We start from the raw sequence: 17,941 nt of genomic DNA, 5'->3' as shown, positions 1-17,941 counted from the left end.
CCTCGCCTTCCGGCCGGAAGATCGCTTCGATCGGCTGTCCGAACAGCCGCGCGATCTTGAAGGCCAGCGGCAAGCTGGGGTCGTACTTGCCGGTTTCGATCGCGTTGACGGTCTGGCGCGAGACATCCAGCTGCGTGGCCAGGTCGGCCTGCGACCAGCCGTGCTCGGCGCGCAATTCGCGTACGCGGTTCTCCATCGATCTATTCTCTGATTCCGCCGCGTCTGTCAGTCGCCGTAGCGACGCTTGGCCCACGCCAGGGTGAGGCCGTAGGTCACGCACAGCGCGGGAAACACCAGCAACAACGCGCTGCCGTCCAGCACGAGCACCTTGGCCGAGCTCAGGAACCCCACCGCCATGCTCCCCACCGCGATCACGCCGGCCGCGACCGCCAGCGCCTGCAGGTGCAGGCGCTGCATGAATTCGTCGCTGGCGGTGACGTAGCGGAACATGGACACCGCCACGCCGGCGATCGGCAGGGCCGGCAGCAGCGCGATCAACCCCTTCAGCCATGTCGCGTCGGCGGTTTTATGCAGCGGCCACACGAACAGCATGATCGCGAAGTACGCGATCATCGCCGGCACGAATTCGCGCAGGTAGCGGCGATCCTCCCGGCGCAGTTCGCCCTGCGCCTCCACGCAGGCGGCCGCGCGGATCACGTAGGCGAACCACCAGATCAGCATCGCCAGCAGGATCAGACACAGCGCGCGGGGCCACAGGCCCGGCCAGCGCAAGGTCAGCACCAGCACCGCCCAGAACGCCCCGATTGTCAGCACGACCAGCGTACGGCGCCGCCAGGCCGGCCAGGCGGCGATGCGCCGCGTGAGACTTTCCATGCTCCCCTCCATCGGCCACCCCCGTGGCTTTGCGCGCTCGCCATGTCAAGCAAGCTTGACAGCATGCTAGACACCGCCCTGCTCAATGTCAAGCAAGCTTGACAGCCCATCTGTAACAGGGGGCGATTTGATGCGATTTGTTAATCGGAGCAAAGGCTTGGCCGCCCATGGTCACTTTTTGACGCTGCGCGACTTTGACGAAGGATTGACGCAGCTGAACGCCGACTTGGAAAATTCTGTGAGATGTATCGCAGAACTAAGCGTTAACTAGGTCACGTTTCTTGGCACGGCTTCTGCATGATGCCGCTCGCCAAACGAGGGACGGCCGGCAGGCCCGCACCCCTCGATGCCGGCAAGACGCAGGGGGAGAGACACCGAGCCCGCGTCCGGAACGCACCGAACCTGCCGCATTCCACCCAACCGTTTAAGGACTAAGGCCCGATGAGCAAGAACGTTATCGCCACCGCCCTGATCGCCGCCCTGGGCTTCGCCGCCCTGGCGCCGAACCAGGCTTCCGCCGCCGACGGCACCATCAACATCACCGGCACCGTCAACGCCTCCACCTGCAAGATCAACGGCGGCGCCAGCCCGGCCACGGTCAACGTGACCCTGCCGACCGTGTCGACCACCTCGCTGGGCGCCGCCGGCGTCACCGCCGGCCGCACCGCCTTCGCGCTCAACCTGACCAACTGCGGCTCGCTGACCAAGGCCCAGACCTTCTTCGAGCCGGGCCCGACCATCATGGCCGACGGCAACCTGAAGAACGCCGCGGGCACCGCCACCGGCGTGGAAGTGCAGCTGCTCAACAGCGACTTCAGCGCGATCAACCTGGCCGGCACGGCCTCCACGCAGTCCTCGCAGCAGGCCACGCTGACCAGCGGCGCCGGCTCCCTGAACTACTACGCGCAGTACTTCGCGACCGCCGCCGCCGGCGCCGGCACCGTGAGCACCAGCGTGCAGTTCACGATGCTCTACCAGTAAGAACCGCCCGGCCCGCGGCGACGCGGGCCGACGCAAGAAGCAAGAGGCAAGTCGGCGCCGGTACCCCCCAGCGGGTCCGGCGCAAACTCCGCCGCCACGCGGCGGAACCGTTCTTCGCAGCGAGGGAATCCCATGAGGAAGTTCGTCTGCGCCCTGGGCGCGGGCCTGCTGGCCCTGTGTCTTGGCGCTCCGGCCGCGCAGGCCAATGTGCTGATCGGCGGCACGCGCGTGGTCTTTCCCGCGAAAGACGGCGAAGTCACCGTCCGCCTGACCAACGACAACGATCACCCCGTGCTGGTCGAGTCGTGGATCGATCGCGGCGACGTGCATTCCACCCCCGAATCTGTCGATGTGCCGTTCCTGATCACGCCGCCGCTGTTCCGCATGGAGGCGAAGAAGGAACAGAGCCTGCGCATCGTCTATACGCACGAGCAGCTGCCGGCCGACCGCGAGTCGCTGTTCTGGCTCAACGTGCTGGAAGTGCCGCCCAAGCCGACCGGCCCGCAGGCCGAAGGCCAGAACCTGCTGCAGCTGGCGCTGCGTTCGCGGCTGAAGCTGTTCTATCGCCCGGCCGGCCTGCAGGGCGATCCGCTGAAGGCGCCGGGCCAGCTGACCTGGAAGGTCGAGGCGGACGGCAAGGCCCTGGTAGCGCACAACCCCACGCCTTTCCACGTGACCATTTCCGAGCTCGCGGTGACGATCGGCGGCAAGTCGGTAAGCGCCGAGCTGGGCATGGTCGCGCCGCTGTCCGACCTGCGCCTGCCGCTGCACGACGGCGCGCCGAAGGCGGTCGCCGGCAGCACCGTGAAGTACACCGCGATTAACGACTACGGCGCCGCCGACAACTACACGGGCACCGTCGCTCCGTGAGTTCCGTGCGCGCCACGGACGGCAACGCCCGCACCGGAGGCCAGCTGGCCCGGCGCGCGCTGCTGTGCGTGGCGATCGCCGGTGTGCTGGGCGGCTGGAGCGTCGATGCGCTCGCCGCCGCGCCCGCGGCCGGCGGCGCGTCCGCCGCTTCCGCCGATGCGGCGCCGATCGATGCCAGCTTCGACCGCAACCTGCTGTCGGGTGCCGGCCGCAACACCGGCGACATCAGCCGCTTCGAGCGCGGCCAGGTGATCGCACCGGGCAACTACCGTACTGACATTTTCCTCAATGGCGCCTGGGTAGCCCGCGGCGACGTGCGCTTCGCGGCGCCCTCGCCGAATGCCAACGCCATCCCCTGCCTGTCGCGCGAGCTGTTCGACCGGCTCGGCCTGCCGCTGCAGAAGCTCTCGCCCGAGCAGCAGGCCAAGCTGGCCGACACGCAGGGCTGCACCGATATCGGCAACGTCATCGACGCGGCGACGATGACCTTCGACCAGGGCAATCTGCGCCTGGACGTGAGCGTGCCCCAGGCCTGGCTGGGCACACGCGCGCGCGGCTACGTGAGCCCGGAGAACTGGGACCGCGGCGTCAACGCCGCGCTGCTCAACTACAGCTTCAACAGCTACCGCACGCGCAGCGGCGGCATCAGCCAGACCTCCTCGTTCCTGGGCCTCAACGCGGGCCTGAACCTGGGCGGCTGGCAGCTGCGCCACGATTCGACGCTGTTGATGCAGTCCGGCGCAGCCGGCGCGCCCTCGCGCCGCCACTGGCAGAACATCGACACCTATGTGCGCCGCGACCTGCCCTCGCTGCGCGCGCAGCTCACCATCGGCGACTCGTACACCGGCGGCGAACTGTTCGACAGCGTCAACATCCGCGGCGTGCAGATCGCTACCGACGACCGCATGCTGCCCGATTCGCTGCGCGGCTACGCGCCGACCGTGCGCGGCGTGGCCGAATCCAACGCGAAGGTGACGGTCCGCCAGAACGGCATCGTGCTGTACGAAACCACGGTGGCGCCGGGTCCGTTCGTGATCTCGGATCTGTATTCGACCGGCTACGGCGGCGACCTCGCGGTCACCATCACCGAAGCCGACGGACGCGTGCGCAACTTCACCGTGCCGTATGCGTCGGTGCCGCAGCTGCTGCGTCCCGGCGTCACGCGCTTCTCGCTGGTGGCCGGCGAGCTGCACGACACGGCGATCCATGCGCGCCCGGCGATCGCGCAGGCAACGATGCAGCATGGCTTCAGCAATCTGCTGACCGGTTATGCGGGCATCGTCGGCACCTCCGGCTACGGCGCGGTGCAGGTCGGCGGCGCCTTCAATACGCGCTACGGCGCGCTGGCGCTGGACGTCACCGCCGCGCGCACCGAGATTCCCGGCCAGTCCAGCCATGACGGCCAGAGCGTGCGGCTGAGCTACAGCAAGATCATTCCCGAGAGCAACACGTCCTTCAGCGTGGCCACGTACCGCTATTCGACCAGCGGCTACCTCGGGCTGCGCGACGCGCTGCTGACGCGCGACCTCGCGCGTGGCTATCGCTATGTGGATCCGACCACGCTCACCACCGTGGACGGCGTCGCTACGAACAACCTGCTCACGCCCGCGCAGCGCCAGGCGCTGCAGGGCGCGTCGAACAACTTCAGCACCTTCACCAGCCAGTTCGACCGCCAGCGCAGCCGCTTCGACATCAACGTCAACCAGCGCCTGGGCCAGCGCGGCGGCACCATCTATGTCACCGGCTCCGCCGTGGACTACTGGAACCGCAACGGCACCGACGTGCAGTTCCAGCTGGGCTACAACAATGTCTTCCGCCGCCTCAGCTACAACCTGTCGGCCACGCGCGTGCGCGACGTCAATGGCCGCTTCAGCAGCCAGTTCTTCGCCAGCATTTCCCTCCCGCTGGGCGACGGCATGCATGCGCCGACTTTCGGCGCGACCGTCAGCCACGACAGCGATGGCCATTCGCTGACCCAGGGCACGCTGAGCGGCACGGCCGGCATCGACAACGAATATAGCTACGGCGCCACCGCGACGCACGACAACGGCGGCAACGGCGCGGCGTCCGGCAATGCCGGCACCGTGTACGGGGGCTACCGCGGCCCGTTCGCGCAGATCAACGCCAGCTACGGCAAGGGCAGCGGCTACTCGCAGGGCTCGCTCACCATCGCGGGCTCCGTGGTGGCGCATCCGGGCGGCGTGACCTTCGGCCAGCCGATGGGCGACACGGTAGCGATCGTCTCCGCGCCGGATGCCAAGGGCGCGCGCGTGATCAATGCCGCCGGCGTGCGCATCAACGGCGCCGGCTACGCGCTCGTGCCCTATCTGACGCCGTACAACCTCAATACCGTGCAGATCGATCCGAAGGGCCTGCCGCTGTCGGTGCAGCTGGAAACCACCAGCGCACAGGTCGCGCCGCACGCCGGCTCTGTCGTGATGCTGCGCTACAAGACCGAAAGCGGCCGCTCGATGATCGTGCGCGTGAAGCAGGCCGACGGCCGCAGCGTGCCGTTCGGCGCCGATGTGCTGGACGAGCAGGGCAAGAGCGTGGGCGTGGTCGGCCAGGCCGGACGTATCCTGGTGCGCGGCGCCCGCGACCGCGGCGTGCTGAGCGTGCAGTGGCACGCCGCCGACGAGACCGCGCTGCGCTGCCAGTTCCCCTACCAGTTGCCCGCGGCCGCCAAGGGCACGGACAGTTACGAGAAGCTCGACGCTACCTGCATGGTGGCGTCCGGCAGCGGGAGTCAGCCCTGATGCGCACCCAACGAGTGTCCTCCCTGCCTCGCCGCCTCGGCGTCCTTGCGCTGCTGGCGCTGCTGCTGTGTCTGTTGCCGCTGGGCGTCAGCGCGGCGGTCAGCTGCAACATCACCAACAACACGCTGAGCTTCGGCAACATCAGCGTGTCGCCCAGCCTGCCGGTGGGTTCGGTGCTGGCCACTTCCGCCAACGTTGCCATCACCATCAGCTGCACCGGCATGCCGTACGACAACACCACGCAGGGCAAAGTGGTGACGATGCAGGCGGGCAACCTCGCCCCGCGCGACGCCACCGATCCGCCCAGCGGCGGCGGCATCGCCTTCGCCACCAACGTGCCCGGCGTGGCGCTGGTGGTGACCGCGTCGCCGGTGCAGGCCTCCGACAACAGCTGCCTGCGATGCGGCCCCGGCAGCACGGCGGGCTTCGAAGCGGTGACGGTGAACTATCCGACCACCAGCGCGACCTCCACTTTCAGCGCCAAGCTGGTAAAGACCGGCCCCATCACGCCCGGCCCGCTGGGTACGATCCAGTTGATGCAGTTCTGGTGGTACATCTACGGCAAGACGGCCAGCGTCGGTCCGCTCTCCAGCCTTTCCTTCAGCGGCGGCAATGTCACGGTGATCGCCTGCTCCGTGAACACCGACTCCCAGACGCTCAACATCACGCTGCCGACCGTAAGCACCAATGCGCTGCCCTCGGCCACTGCGACAGCCGGACGCACCGGCTTCAAGATCAACCTGAGCTGCCAGTCGGGCTCCAACGTATCCATCACGCTGAGTACCGCCAATGCGGGCGCGGGTACCGGTGTCATCGCGCCCTCCACCGGCACGGGGCAGGCGCAGAACATCGGCGTCCAGTTGCTGGATGGCAGCCTCAGCCCGGTGACGTTCAACAGCACCAAGTCGCTGGGCGCGACACCCAACGGCACGCTGAGCATTCCGTACTACGCGCAGTACTACCGGACGGGATCGCCGATCACCAGCGGCCAGGTGAATGCGACCGCCACTTACACGCTGACCTACCAATAGCGCATCGAACACGGGTCACGTCGCCGGCATCGCCGGCGGTCGCAGGCAGCCAGGAGCGGCCGCCGCGATGCACAAGAGAAAGCCAGGTACATGCAGGGGGCAAACATCTTGATTCGCCGTATTCCGCTGCTGGCGGCCACCATGCTCGGACTGCCGCTGAGCGCGCACGCCAGTTGCCGTTTCACCAGCGGCAGCACGTCCAACGTCGACATCAGTTTCGGCAACGCCACCATCACCATCGACCCTAACCTGCCGGTGGGCGCGACGCTGGTCAGCTCGGCTCAGTTCACGCCTTCGCCCATCTCGCAGATCAGCTGCACCGGCACGACGTCGACCGGCGTGACGAACCTGGTCGGCAGCCAGCCATCGGCGTCATCCTCGGTCTTTCCCACGAGCGTGGCCGGCATCGGCTACCGGGTCACCCATCCGGATACGTCCAACTATCTGCGCGCGTATCCGGGCGGCTCGATCGCCTCGGGCAGCTACAGCATGTCGGTGACCTCGGGCCTGGAGTTCGTCAAGACCGGGGCCATCGCCAACGGCGCGACGTTGAGCACCGGCACGCTGGGTTACTGGCGATATGCCAACAACCTGCGGGTCGAGAATTTCAATCTGAAGACCGCGCTGACCTTCGTCTACCCGTCCTGCTCGGTGAACACGAGCGTCATCAACGTCAGCTTGCCCACGGTGTCCAACACGGCGTTCAACGGCGTCGGCACCGTGGCCGGCGCGACGGTGGTGCCGTTATCCCTGCAGTGCTCGGCCGGCAGCCAGCTCTTCATCCAGTTCGATACGGCCACGCCGGCCAGCGGCTCGACCGGGGTGATCGCGCCGGCGACGGGCAGTGGCCGGGCCAGGAACGTCGGCGTGCAGCTGGTCGATCAGGGCTTCGTGCCGGTCGCGTTCGGCACGCGTTCGCGCGTCGGCACGACGCCGGACGGTCCGTTGGACCTGACCTACTACGCGCGGTATTACCAGACGGCAGCGCCGGTCACGCCGGGCACGGTGAACGCGACCGCAACCTTCACCCTGTCCTACCGATGAGCGCGAGGCGGATATCAGTCGTAGGTCTGCGTCACCAGCTTCGGCTGCGCGCTCAAGTATTGGGCGAAATAGACGATTAAGGGGTCTGAGGCGAGCGGCGTACCTATGGTGTCGCTCACCGACAGCGCATAGGACTGGGCGAGCTGGCCGGGCGTGGCATCGGTGCGTTCGGAACAGTGATAGCGGCGTGGCGCAACGTGGCCTTGCGCATCGCCGATGCGCTGGACTCCGACCGCGCACGTGGGTTCGACGACCGCGCCGGAGAAAACGATTGTCCCGCCATCGGCCATCGCCGCGGCGGGCAACCCTGCCACCGCGACCAGACCGACCATCAGCGTCTTGCGCATCCAGATCCGCATACCGCCCTCCCGCGCCCCCTGAAACGGATGAGCGCTTTTCCGGTCTGTCGGCTGCCGGCGACCGGGCTTTAATGGCAATCCCGATGGCCGTCTGGATTTGTGATGAACATCACAATGCGCAAGCGTATGTCGTCAGGCCTATGCCCAAAGGTTTTAGGCCTGTCAGTGACTTACATCAATGTCGTGCTATCGGACCGTGGTAGCGCGCCTAGAGGCCTGCCAATGCAGGGCTTTACCGCCGGAGCGATCGACGGAGAAAACGGGGCGCACCGCGACGTAGAGACGCGGCGGTGCGGCAAGGGGCAGCTTAGCGGGAGGAGATGTACTTCTCGCGCCTGATCTGCGGCACCGGCAGGCCGTATTCCTTCAGCGCGTTGAAGGCGCCGTCCACCATGTTGGGATTGCCACAGAGATAGGCGATATCGCGGTCCGCGCTGGGCGAAAGCTCCGCCAGCACGCCCTGCACGTGGCCGCTGCGATCGTGAGGACGCGGCACCGCACGCGGCTCGCGGCTGAGGCAGGGATGGAAGGAGAAGCCGGGATTTTCGTGGGCGAAGGCTTCGAATTCCTCGCCGTACAGCAGCTCGGTCTCGTTGCGCGCGCCGTATAGCAAGGCCACCTCACGCCCGCCCTTGGCCAGCAGATCGCGCAGCAGCGGCAGCATGGCGCGGTAGGGCGTGACGCCCGTGCCGGTGGCCAGCAGCAGGTAGCGCGGGTGGGCGTCGCCCGGCTGCAGGCAGAAACGCCCGTAGGGGCCGCTGGCCTCGATGGTCTGGCCCTGCTCCAGGCTGCCGAGCAGCTTGGTAGCCGCGCCGCCTTCGACGTAGCTCACCGCGATCTCGATGCGCTGTACCGGCGAATGGCCATCGCCGACGGTGGCGATCGAATAGCTGCGCTTGGTCGGCGTGCCGTCCTCGTACTGGAAATGCACCTGCAGGAACTGTCCGGGCACAAAGGCCAGCGCCTGCCCGTCCGCGCGCTCGAACACCAGGTGGCGCACGGTGGGTGCGAGCATGTGGCTGTCGACGAGGCGGAGAGTGAAGTGATCGGCCATGGGAATCCGGGAAACAGTGAGTGCGCCCGGCGGAACCGGCCGGCGGGAACCAGCCCGCTATAATAGGAGGCTGGCCCCTTCGGTGCAGCCCATGCCCACCCCGCCATCTTCATCCGCTCCCGCTCTCGTCGTCGACAACCTGCGCAAGACCTACGCCAACGGCGTCGAAGCCCTCAAGGGCGTCAGCCTGACCGTCGAGCCTGGCGACTTCTTCGCCCTGCTCGGCCCCAACGGCGCTGGCAAGTCCACCCTGATCGGCATCCTGTCCTCGCTGGTGAACGCCACCGGCGGTGACGCGCGCATCTTCGGCGTGTCGGTCAACCAGCAGCGCGGCAAGGCGATGCAGCTGATCGGCCTGGTACCGCAGGAAATCAACTTCAACGTCTTCGAGAAGCCGTTCGACATCTGCGTGAACGAAGCCGGCTTCTACGGCATCCCCCGGCGCATCGCCACCGAACGCGCGGAGAAGTACCTGCGCGAGCTGCGCCTGTGGGACAAGGCCCAGGACCCGGCGCGCACGCTTTCCGGCGGCATGAAGCGCCGCCTGATGATCGCCCGCGCGATGATGAACGAGCCCAAGCTGCTCATCCTCGACGAGCCCACCGCCGGCGTGGACATCGAGATCCGCCGCTCCATGTGGCAGTTCGTCAGCGGCATCAACGCGGCCGGCACCACGGTGATCCTCACCACGCATTACCTGGAGGAAGCCGAGCAGCTGTGCCGCAACATCGCGATCATCGACCGTGGCACCATCGTGGAGAACACCACGATGAAGGGCCTGCTGGCCACGCTGGATTCGGAAACCTTCGTGCTCGATGTCGCCGGCGTGCCCGGCGAGCTGCCGGCCCTGCCCGGCGTGAACCTGCGCCGCATGGACGACCACACACTGGAAGCGGAGATGTCCCGCGCCCACGACCTCAACTCCATGTTCACCGCGCTGTCCTCGCACGGCGTCACAGTCACCTCGATGCGCAACAAGACCAACCGCCTGGAAGAACTGTTTGTCCGCCTGGTGGAGCAAGGCCGCAGCGCCAAGGAGCAGGCCGCATGAACGCCTCCGCCAACCTCGTCGCGCTGGGCACCATCGTCCGTCGCGAAATCGTGCGCATCATGCGCATCTGGACCCAGACGCTGATTCCACCGGCGATCACGATGACGCTGTACTTCGTGATCTTCGGCAAGCTGATCGGCAGCCGCATCGGCACCATCGAAGGCGGCTTCAGCTACATGCAGTACATCGTGCCCGGCCTGGTGATGATGAGCATCATCACCAACAGCTACGGCAACATCTCCAGCTCGTTCTTCGGCGCCAAGTTCAGCCGCGCGGTGGAAGAAATGCTGGTATCGCCGATGCCTAACTGGGTGATCCTGCTGGGCTACGTCACCGGCGCGGTGTCGCGCGGCGTGGTCGTGGGCGCGCTGGTGCTGATCATCGCGCTGTTCTTCACCCATCTGCAGGTGGCCCATCCGCTGATCACCATCGCCTCGGTGCTGCTGGGCGCGACCATCTTCTCGCTGGCCGGCTTCGTCAATGCCGTGTACGCGAAGAAATTCGACGACATCGCGCTGGTGCCGACCTTCGTGCTCACCCCGCTGACCTACCTGGGCGGCGTGTTCTATTCGGTAAACATGCTGGCCGAGCCGTGGCAGAGCATTTCGCGCGTCAACCCGATCCTGTACATGGTCAACGCCTTCCGCTTCGGCGTGCTGGGCGTCAGCGACGTGCACATCGGCGTCGCCTTCGGCGTAATGCTGCTGTTCGTGGCGGGCCTGTCGGCGGTCGCGCTGTACCTGCTCAAGCGCGGCGTCGGACTGCGTTCGTAACCAGGGCATGCGCGTCAACAAGTACATCAGCGAAGCCGGTCTCTGCTCGCGCCGCGAAGCGGACGAGCTGCTGCTGGCCGGCCGCGTCACTATCAATGGCGAGGTGGTGAGTACCGGCGCGAAGGCGCTGGAAGGCGACGAAGTGCGCGTGGACGGCGAGATCGTCAAGGCGCGGGTCCTCGCCTCGACGCCGGCGGCCAAGCGCGCCGTCTATATCGCGCTCAACAAGCCGGTGGGCATCACCTGCACCACCGACCAGAGCGTGTCCGGCAACATCGTCGACTTCGTCGACCACCCGCAGCGCATCTTCCCGATCGGCCGCCTGGACAAAGATTCGGAAGGCCTGATCCTGCTCACCAGCAACGGCGACATCGTCAACGAGATCCTGCGCGCCGAGAACAATCACGAGAAGGAATACCTGGTGGCGGTGAACAAGCCGGTCACCGACGAATTCCTCGCCGGCATGGCCAAGGGCGTGCGCATCCACGGCCAGATGACCAAGCCCTGCCGCACCCGCAAGATCGCCAGGTTCGGCTTCGCCATCGTGCTGACCCAGGGCTTGAACCGGCAGATCCGCCTGATGGCCGCGGCCTTCGGCTACCGCGTCACCCAGCTGCGCCGCGTACGCGTCGTCAACGTCAAGCTCGGCCATCTCAAGCCCGGTCAGTGGCGCAATCTCACCGACGCCGAACTCAAGGGCCTGCTGCCCAACCGCACGCAATGGTGAGGCGCCGTCGTCGCGGCGCTTGACATGGGTTCGGCCAAGGCCTATATATTTAACTAATATCTTAATTGCTTAAGAGCTGATGGCCGTCGATCTGATCTTCGAAGCGCTGGCTTCCCGCCCCCGCCGTGAAATCCTGGCCTATCTGTCGGCCCAGGAACTGAGTGCCGGCGAGATCGCCAGTCGTTTCACGATGAGCGCGCCGGCGATCTCGCGCCACCTGTCCCTGCTGGAAAACGCCGGCCTGGTGAGCAGCGAGCGGCGCGGCCAGTACGTGGTGTACCGGCTCAACAAGGACAACCTGGTGAACACGCTCACCGGTTTCGCCTTCGAGGTCTGTCCCAAGGCCGGTCCGCTCAAGCGCGAATCCCGCAAGCTCGCCGCCGCACGCAGCAAGACGGGCGACGGCTAGGGGAACAACGACACGGATGAACCAGACCGGCGATGCCGCGCGCTTCGCCGCAGGAGGAGTGCGTCATGGCGACACAGGCACGCAGTACCGGCAGCTTTCCCGCCGCGGTGATTCCCTCGCCCCACGGCGGCCTGCCGGTGGAGGTCACGCTGATCGCTCAGCTGGGACACGGCGTCGGCGACCAGATGCATGCCGGCGCCACGGCGCGGCAGCGCGCGCATCCAGCGTTTATCGATGCGCTGGACGAACCGTCCACCACGCTGGGCGGCACCGATGTCGCCAAGGGCGATGCCACCGCGCTCTATACCTTTTCGGTCGGCGCCAAGGGACATCCATTCCACCGGCACGCCGGGCACCGGGTGTTCACCGCCGTGTCGGGCAGCGGCGGCGCGCAGCTGCGCTTCTCCACCGCCACGCTGGACGAACTGGCCGCTGATCCGGCGCATTTCGTGCGCGGCCTGCACCACGTCGACATTCCGCCGGACTGCCTGTTCACCGTGCGCTTCGATGGCGCGACTTGGCACCAGTTCGCGCCGCTCGATGCGCGCTCCGCGCATCCGGCGCTGTTCGCCATCTCCTGCCACACCAACGAGCTGGGCGGCGCCCTGAGCGATACGCTGCGGCAGCAGGTGTTGGCCGGCACCGCGTCGATACCGGCACTGACCGAGACGCTGCCGAACGCGGTGATCGATTGGCTGGCCGCGAATCCACCCATGCCGCAGGACATCCCCACCATCGCGCTTGCGCTGGATGCGGCGCCGGGTTCGCTGCAGAGCCGCCTGTGCGCCTTTGCGCGCGGTACGCTCGGACGACTGCGCGGCCTCGTCGCCGCCTGCCGCCGCGCCGGCGGTTTCCTGTGGGAAACGCGAGGGCGCCTGCCGGTACAGCCGATCGATCCGCCGGCCGATTCCCTGCTGCGCACGCAGCTCGAGCGCATCTATCAGCACGAGGACATGGTGCGCATCCGGCTGCACGATCCGATGCTGGCCCGGCTCGGCGCGCCTCGCCTGCTGGCCGAGCTGCTGGACGGTTTCCTGCGCAATCCGCCATCGAGCGTGTCGCGCATGATGAGGCTGCGCAATACGCTCGTGCGTCCGCTGGGCCTGCGCACGTCGACGCTGGGTTGCCCGGTGTCCTCGCTGCTGTCGCATCAGCCGGGCGAGCGCTTCGATGGCCGCTTTCCGGTACTGGCGCTGGCGACGGATGCGCGGCATGCGCAGGTCATTCTCGGCGCCGACGACAAGCACCTGCGCTTCCGCTCGTGCGTGGCGGTACGCATCGTCGATGGCGCCGGCATCGAGCTGAGCCTGGGCACTCGCGTGCACTGCAAGAACCCGTTTGGCCACGTGTACATCGCGCTGATCGAACGCGTACACCGGCAGCATGTCAGTCCGACCATGCTGCGCCTGGCGGCGGAGCATGCATTCCTGCGCGAAGCCCCGCGGCACGCGCCGCTGCGCGTGCTGTCGTCCTGAGCGTCAAAGCGATTCGATGTAGGCCCCCAGGGCCTGGATATCGGCCTCGTCCAGGTTCTGCACTACGCCCTCCATCACCTTGCCGTTGCTGACCCCGACACGCTTGCCGTTGCGGTAATCGCCCAGCTCCTTCCCGATGTAGAACGCCGACTGTCCTCCCAGTCGCGGGAAGGTATGCCACGGCGTATCCGGCGCACCGCGCCAGATGGTAGTCGGCCCCTGCCCCGCCGGACCGTGACAACCCTGGCACGGCGGCACGCCCTTGGCCGGATCGCCCGCGAGGAACAGCTGCGCGCCACGCGACGATGCATCCGGCTTGCCGACGGGCTTGGCTGGCAGCGCCGCATAGTGGGCAGCGAGATCGCGCATGTCCTGGTCGCTGAGCGCCGCAGCCTGCCCGGTCATGACCGCATCGCTGCGCTGCCCCTGCTTGAAGGCCTTCAGCTGCAGGTAGATGTAGGTGGCCGACTGGCCGGCCAGATTCGGGAAGTTTGGCGCGATGGCGATGCCTTGCGGACCGTGGCAGGCAGCGCACACGGCGGCCTTGCCCGCGCCGGCCCCCGCATCGCCATGAATCGGCGGCTGCGCACGCACGTCGAGCAAGGCCACCGGCCGGGTCGACGCGCTCGACGCGCTCGCAGGTGCCTCCTGTGCGTCGGCGATGCACGACATGGCCAGCGCGAGGATGACGAGCAGAAGCTGGCGGATCATCGCGGCCCTCCTCACAGCTTCACGTTGAACATGGCACCGAGCAAGGTGACGCCATAACGCTTCTGCGGCCCCTTGTCGGTATAGATGCGCTGGCCATAGCTGAGCGTCTGGTCGAAACCCAGGTAATGCCAGTCGGTGAAACTGCCGGTTTCGCGGCGACCGAACAGGCGCATGCCGAAGCGACGTGTGAAATCGACATTGAATCCCAGGTCCAACGTGTTGCTGCGGTACTTGTTGTCGGGGAAGCCCTCGCCCGCGGCGGCGATCGCGTCGGAGCCGCGATAGGCGAGCGAACCGAGCGAAGCGAAGTTATAGCCGACATGGCCGAGCGAGCCGCTGTAGTTGTAGCTGAGGTCGGCGCGCACGCGGCCGAAATCGTGCGTCAGCGTGAAGCCTGCATTGCTGTTGCGCTCGCGATCGAATTCCCACCATTGATTGGCATAGGGATACAGCGGCCCGCCAAGATGGGGATTGGTCTGCGCCGGCGTGCCGAGCGCGCCGCCGGCCGCGCCGCCATCGGCATCGCCCACGTTGGCGATACCCATGCGCGAGGTCTCGATGCCGAGATACGCGCTGGCCGTGATGCGCGCCGTGGGCTGCCAATCCCATTGCAGGGTGGTGCCGGTACTGCGCGTGTCCTGCCGGCCGATCGGCGTGGCGTACTGATCGCGGTTGCCATAGAAGGTGGCCGACACCGTGGTGGCGTCGCCGAACGGATACGTGACGATCAGCCGCGCCTTGCTCTCGTCGCGGTCTGAGAGGTCGTACTTGCGCATGTCGGCCACGGTGTGTGCGGGCAGGCCGGTGGCGGGGTCGACGAAACCCGGCAACGATTCGGAGAAGAACTGCGCATAGGGATCGTAGTTGTAGGTGCCGCCGCGCCGCCGCGCGAACTCGTAGCTGGCGCGCAACGTGGCGTCGCCGAACGAACGCGACACCCACGACACCTTGACGCGATGCTCGTCCACCCACTTGCGCTCGCGATACTTCGGTTCGTTATGGTCGAAGGTATAGGTGACGCCGAGGCTGTCGCGCCGGCCCGGCTGCCAGTCGCCGCCCAGTTCGAACAGCGTATCGTCGTAGCCGTAGGGCACGTTGCGCACAGTGACGTTGGACGACCAGTACAGCGGATTGCGTGGATCGAATATCCCGACCTCGCCCGGCACGATGCTGCCCTGCGAACCGTTCTCGGAGATGTAGCCGTACTGCCCGGTCTGCGGGTTGTAGGCGAGATAGCGCGTCTTGTTGTCCTCGCGGTACCAGCGCAGGCCGGCATGCCAGCCGAAGTTGGCGGAGGGATGGAAGCTCACGCGCGCGTCGAACAGCCCGGTATCGATGCGTGCGTTGGCGTTCTTCTGCGACAGCGCGGCGGTTGTGTTCCAGTTGGCGCAAGGCAAGGTGTAGTTGGGGCCGCCGATCGGCGTCATGTCGATGCCGAGCACGCCGGTGCAGGTCACCGGAGGGCGCAGCGCGTCGTTCTGGCGCATGGTGCCCCACGCGGCGGCGACGCTGAACTGGCCGTTGCCCTTGAGCTCGCGCGACAGATCCAGGCGCAGGTTGTGGTAGTCGTTGTCCGGTTCGAGCGAGAACTCGCCCTGGTAGATGTTCGCCACCTGCGTCACGCCCAGCACGTTCTGCAGCTGGAACGGGCTCTGGTAGTCCAGGTGATCCTTATGGTTGCGAAAGAACGAGCCGGTATAGGTGCCGACGAAGCGCCACACCTTACCCACCTTGCGTAGGGCGAGATTGACGTCGGTGGTGGAAAAATCGATCGGGCGTACCGTCTCGTTGACGCCGCCCTGGATCTGGTCGAACGCGAAGAACATCGGGCCGCCCCACAGGCGCGTGCCCTTGCGCTCCTCGTTGCTGATCGCAGCCGTGCCGATCCAGCCGCGGTAAACCTCGCCTTCCAGGGACAGGCCACTGCGCGTGCGGGTAAGCCCGATGGTCCGGCGCGGCGCGGCGGCCGATGCCGCGGCGATCTGCGCCGGCGTGCTCCCGCCCGGCGTAAGCGATGCCGGCAGCGTGAGATTGCTGCTGCCGATCCCGTTCCAGATCGGAAACGCGTTGGTCGACACCGTATGCGGCATGTCGCGATAGAACGCCTCCAGCTTGTAGCTGCCGTACTTGCCGGCGCGCAGGCGGTAGTACTGATCGTCGGCGCTGAGCCGGCTGCCACGGAACTCCACGTACTGGCCGGTGCGCCGGTTGTCGAACATCAGCCCGAGATAGCCCAGCGCGAAACCGTTCTTCCAATCGCTGTACTGCCGGAAGAACTCCGCGTTGCGGTCGCCATTCAAATGGATGTATCCCAGCTGCAGCAGGCCGCGGTAAGTCCAGTCGCTGCCGGGCGCCAGCGGCGTGCCGTCATCGGCTTGCGGCGGATAGGGATACAAGGCGCCCGTCGGCGTGCGCTTCATGCCCGCGTGCAGCCATGAGAAGCCGTCCTGCACCGGTGTCAGCGTCGGCGTCCAGCCGCGCGGATCGAGCGCATTGCCGTACTGCATGTCGCCCACGCGCATGGTGTCGCTGCCATCCGCGACCTGGGCCGATGCTGTACCCGCTGCCAGGCCTGGCAGCGCGAGGAGAAGGAACTGGAGCTTGCGCATCGTCCGCCTCCCTCACTTGTGGAACTTCGGTCCGGACGGGTTGTTGGACCCGTGGATGTTGGTATGGCAGGTCAGGCAGCCGCGGCCCATGATCCGCTCGTCCGGCGACACGCCGGTACCGAGGCCGTTGACGGTCTGCAGGTCGTTCGGATGCCGTGTCATCGTGTGGCACTGCTGGCACAGCATCGGAATCGGCGCGACCAGCAAGGTCTGCTGGTTGGAGCCGTGCACGTCGTGGCAGTTGAGGCAGTTCTGTCGCACCGGCGCGTGCTCGAACAGGAACGGCCCGCGCTTCTCGGCATGGCAGGTGTAGCAGGTCTCGTTGACCGTATCGGTCTTGAGCAGCGGCTTGGTGATGGTGCCGTGCGGGTTGTGGCAATCGGTGCAGGCCATCTGGCCTTCCGGCAGCGGCATGTGCGAACGGCGGTTGAACTTGGCGCGGATGTCCTGGTGGCAGGTGCTGCACACCTCGTTGATGGTCGGCCTGGCCAGCACGCCTTCCGGCGACAGCCGTGCCATCGGGTTGTGGCAATCCGAGCAGGACAGGCCGCGGTTCTCGTGCACCGAGCCCAGCCAGTGCTGCCGCGCGCCGCCGGCGTGGCAGCCGAGGCAGACCTGCGTCTGCGCCTGCACCGGCGTGCCGCCATCGTGAGTGAAAGCGATGATCGAACCCTTCTGCGCGGGGCTCTTCACATGCACCGAACCCGGTCCGTGGCAGGTCTCGCAGGCCGCCTGGGGTCCGGAGTGCGCGGCGCCAACGCGAAACGAGGCGACGTGCAGCGAGTGCGAGGCCTGCACGTTCTCCAGCGCGTGGCAGGCGATACAGGTCTTTGCGCCGATGGCATCGGCATCCGGCGCCAGCGGGTTTTTCGGAATGGGGGCGGCGTCGAACGGCGTGGCGGGCGAATCGCTGACGGGACGCAGATGGGGGTCGCGGTTGCGTGCGTCGTTGGCGCCCATGTCGGTCGCCGGCAGCATCCGCGCGATGTCGCTCTGGCTGATGCCCGAGGGTCCGACCGGTGGCGACTGCCGGGCCGGGGCATCCTGGGCGCGCAGCGTGCCAGCCAGGCCGAGCGCCACGCAAAGCAACATCCCGAGCGGAAACGGGCACACACGCATGGCTTGGAATCCCTTGGCTAGCGTGAGGCGCCAGGCAAGGCCGGCACCGATTGGGAGTATTCACCCTCACCAAGCCGCGGATAAGCCCTTGAGTCGAAAATAATTGTCCAGCCCGTAAGAACAATCGCGACTTGCCGC

Annotated in this window: 16 protein-coding genes and 1 pseudogene; 10 read left to right on the top strand and 7 right to left on the bottom strand. The window is 66.9% G+C overall.

Translation table 11 applies throughout. The annotated features are described in order from the left end of the window. Positions 1–10: 10 nt before the first annotated feature. A pseudogene (locus tag ACNR9O_RS22380) lies at positions 11–196 on the bottom strand (helix-turn-helix transcriptional regulator); the annotation flags it as partial. A 29-nt stretch (positions 197–225) separates the two neighbouring features. Then, the gene (locus tag ACNR9O_RS22375; RefSeq protein WP_473684576.1) at positions 226–834 is read right to left on the bottom strand and encodes a hypothetical protein; all 609 of its coding nucleotides are present in this window, start codon (positions 832–834) and stop codon (positions 226–228) included. A 441-nt stretch (positions 835–1,275) separates the two neighbouring features. Here ACNR9O_RS22375 and ACNR9O_RS22370 point away from each other — a divergent pair, with 441 nt between their 5' ends. From ACNR9O_RS22370 to ACNR9O_RS22350, 5 genes are all read left to right on the top strand, one after another. Beyond that, positions 1,276–1,815, top strand: a complete 540-nt coding sequence (locus ACNR9O_RS22370) for a fimbrial protein (RefSeq protein WP_473684578.1) — start codon at positions 1,276–1,278, stop codon at positions 1,813–1,815. A 132-nt stretch (positions 1,816–1,947) separates the two neighbouring features. Then, positions 1,948–2,685, top strand: a complete 738-nt coding sequence (locus tag ACNR9O_RS22365; protein WP_473684580.1) for a fimbrial biogenesis chaperone — start codon at positions 1,948–1,950, stop codon at positions 2,683–2,685. Then, complete coding sequence (locus tag ACNR9O_RS22360; RefSeq protein ID WP_473684582.1) at positions 2,682–5,441, top strand: fimbria/pilus outer membrane usher protein; 2,760 nt, start codon at positions 2,682–2,684, stop codon at positions 5,439–5,441. Before ACNR9O_RS22365 ends, ACNR9O_RS22360 begins: the two co-directional genes overlap by 4 nt. Next, on the top strand, positions 5,441–6,472 hold the full coding sequence (locus tag ACNR9O_RS22355; protein WP_473684584.1) for a fimbrial protein: 1,032 nt from the start codon (positions 5,441–5,443) through the stop codon (positions 6,470–6,472). Before ACNR9O_RS22360 ends, ACNR9O_RS22355 begins: the two co-directional genes overlap by 1 nt. Before the next feature lie 108 nt (positions 6,473–6,580). Further along, positions 6,581–7,516 (top strand): fimbrial protein, encoded by a 936-nt coding sequence (locus ACNR9O_RS22350; RefSeq protein ID WP_473684586.1) that lies wholly within the window; start codon positions 6,581–6,583, stop codon positions 7,514–7,516. A 14-nt stretch (positions 7,517–7,530) separates the two neighbouring features. Here ACNR9O_RS22350 and ACNR9O_RS22345 read toward each other — a convergent pair whose 3' ends face one another. Beyond that, positions 7,531–7,863 carry a hypothetical protein gene (locus tag ACNR9O_RS22345; protein WP_473684588.1) on the bottom strand — a complete coding sequence of 111 codons (333 nt, stop codon included), beginning with the start codon at positions 7,861–7,863 and terminating at the stop codon, positions 7,531–7,533. Between the two features lie 319 nt (positions 7,864–8,182). Next, on the bottom strand, positions 8,183–8,929 hold the full coding sequence (locus ACNR9O_RS22340; protein WP_473684590.1) for an FAD-binding oxidoreductase: 747 nt from the start codon (positions 8,927–8,929) through the stop codon (positions 8,183–8,185). A gap of 91 nt (positions 8,930–9,020) precedes the next feature. Between ACNR9O_RS22340 and ACNR9O_RS22335 the strand changes: the two genes are divergently transcribed. The 5 genes from ACNR9O_RS22335 to ACNR9O_RS22315 all read left to right on the top strand — a co-directional run bounded on the left by ACNR9O_RS22335 (position 9,021) and on the right by ACNR9O_RS22315 (position 13,364). Then, positions 9,021–9,980: an ABC transporter ATP-binding protein gene (locus tag ACNR9O_RS22335; protein ID WP_473684592.1), complete on the top strand. Its 960-nt coding sequence runs from the start codon at positions 9,021–9,023 to the stop codon at positions 9,978–9,980. After that, positions 9,977–10,753: an ABC transporter permease gene (locus ACNR9O_RS22330; protein ID WP_473684594.1), complete on the top strand. Its 777-nt coding sequence runs from the start codon at positions 9,977–9,979 to the stop codon at positions 10,751–10,753. The genes ACNR9O_RS22335 and ACNR9O_RS22330 overlap by 4 nt, the downstream gene beginning before the upstream one ends. Positions 10,754–10,760: 7 nt before the next feature. Then, positions 10,761–11,480 carry a pseudouridine synthase gene (locus ACNR9O_RS22325; protein WP_473684596.1) on the top strand — a complete coding sequence of 240 codons (720 nt, stop codon included), beginning with the start codon at positions 10,761–10,763 and terminating at the stop codon, positions 11,478–11,480. Positions 11,481–11,559: 79 nt separating this feature from the next. Beyond that, positions 11,560–11,889: a metalloregulator ArsR/SmtB family transcription factor gene (locus tag ACNR9O_RS22320; protein WP_473684598.1), complete on the top strand. Its 330-nt coding sequence runs from the start codon at positions 11,560–11,562 to the stop codon at positions 11,887–11,889. 65 nt (positions 11,890–11,954) lie between these two features. Then, complete coding sequence (locus ACNR9O_RS22315; protein ID WP_473684600.1) at positions 11,955–13,364, top strand: DUF2867 domain-containing protein; 1,410 nt, start codon at positions 11,955–11,957, stop codon at positions 13,362–13,364. Positions 13,365–13,367: 3 nt separating this feature from the next. Here ACNR9O_RS22315 and ACNR9O_RS22310 read toward each other — a convergent pair whose 3' ends face one another. The 3 genes from ACNR9O_RS22310 to ACNR9O_RS22300 are packed head-to-tail and all read right to left on the bottom strand — an operon-like array spanning position 13,368 to position 17,803. Beyond that, the gene (locus tag ACNR9O_RS22310) at positions 13,368–14,075 is read right to left on the bottom strand and encodes a c-type cytochrome (RefSeq protein WP_473684602.1); all 708 of its coding nucleotides are present in this window, start codon (positions 14,073–14,075) and stop codon (positions 13,368–13,370) included. A gap of 11 nt (positions 14,076–14,086) precedes the next feature. Continuing rightward, a complete protein-coding gene (locus tag ACNR9O_RS22305) occupies positions 14,087–16,684 on the bottom strand; it encodes an MtrB/PioB family outer membrane beta-barrel protein (RefSeq protein WP_473684604.1) in 2,598 nt (865 codons plus the stop codon). Positions 16,685–16,696: 12 nt separating this feature from the next. Next, positions 16,697–17,803, bottom strand: a complete 1,107-nt coding sequence (locus tag ACNR9O_RS22300; protein WP_473684606.1) for a DmsE family decaheme c-type cytochrome — start codon at positions 17,801–17,803, stop codon at positions 16,697–16,699. Positions 17,804–17,941: the final 138 nt, after the last annotated feature.

It is taken from the genome of Dyella sp. CR10 (genome assembly GCF_055814425.1).
Note: the sequence above shows the minus strand (reverse complement) of the source record. Positions and strands in the feature narration are given on the sequence as shown.

Bases quoted from the DNA above. Each gene is read 5' to 3' on its own strand.
- ACNR9O_RS22375 (WP_473684576.1), bottom strand. From the start codon at position 834: ATGGAAAGTCTCACGCGGCGCATCGCCGCCTGGCCGGCCTGGCGGCGC.
- ACNR9O_RS22370 (WP_473684578.1), top strand. From the start codon at position 1,276: ATGAGCAAGAACGTTATCGCCACCGCCCTGATCGCCGCCCTGGGCTTC.
- ACNR9O_RS22365 (WP_473684580.1), top strand. From the start codon at position 1,948: ATGAGGAAGTTCGTCTGCGCCCTGGGCGCGGGCCTGCTGGCCCTGTGT.
- ACNR9O_RS22355 (WP_473684584.1), top strand. From the start codon at position 5,441: ATGCGCACCCAACGAGTGTCCTCCCTGCCTCGCCGCCTCGGCGTCCTT.
- ACNR9O_RS22345 (WP_473684588.1), bottom strand. From the start codon at position 7,863: ATGCGCAAGACGCTGATGGTCGGTCTGGTCGCGGTGGCAGGGTTGCCC.
- ACNR9O_RS22340 (WP_473684590.1), bottom strand. From the start codon at position 8,929: ATGGCCGATCACTTCACTCTCCGCCTCGTCGACAGCCACATGCTCGCA.
- ACNR9O_RS22335 (WP_473684592.1), top strand. From the start codon at position 9,021: ATGCCCACCCCGCCATCTTCATCCGCTCCCGCTCTCGTCGTCGACAAC.
- ACNR9O_RS22330 (WP_473684594.1), top strand. From the start codon at position 9,977: ATGAACGCCTCCGCCAACCTCGTCGCGCTGGGCACCATCGTCCGTCGC.
- ACNR9O_RS22325 (WP_473684596.1), top strand. From the start codon at position 10,761: ATGCGCGTCAACAAGTACATCAGCGAAGCCGGTCTCTGCTCGCGCCGC.
- ACNR9O_RS22320 (WP_473684598.1), top strand. From the start codon at position 11,560: ATGGCCGTCGATCTGATCTTCGAAGCGCTGGCTTCCCGCCCCCGCCGT.
- ACNR9O_RS22315 (WP_473684600.1), top strand. From the start codon at position 11,955: ATGGCGACACAGGCACGCAGTACCGGCAGCTTTCCCGCCGCGGTGATT.
- ACNR9O_RS22310 (WP_473684602.1), bottom strand. From the start codon at position 14,075: ATGATCCGCCAGCTTCTGCTCGTCATCCTCGCGCTGGCCATGTCGTGC.
- ACNR9O_RS22305 (WP_473684604.1), bottom strand. From the start codon at position 16,684: ATGCGCAAGCTCCAGTTCCTTCTCCTCGCGCTGCCAGGCCTGGCAGCG.
- ACNR9O_RS22300 (WP_473684606.1), bottom strand. From the start codon at position 17,803: ATGCGTGTGTGCCCGTTTCCGCTCGGGATGTTGCTTTGCGTGGCGCTC.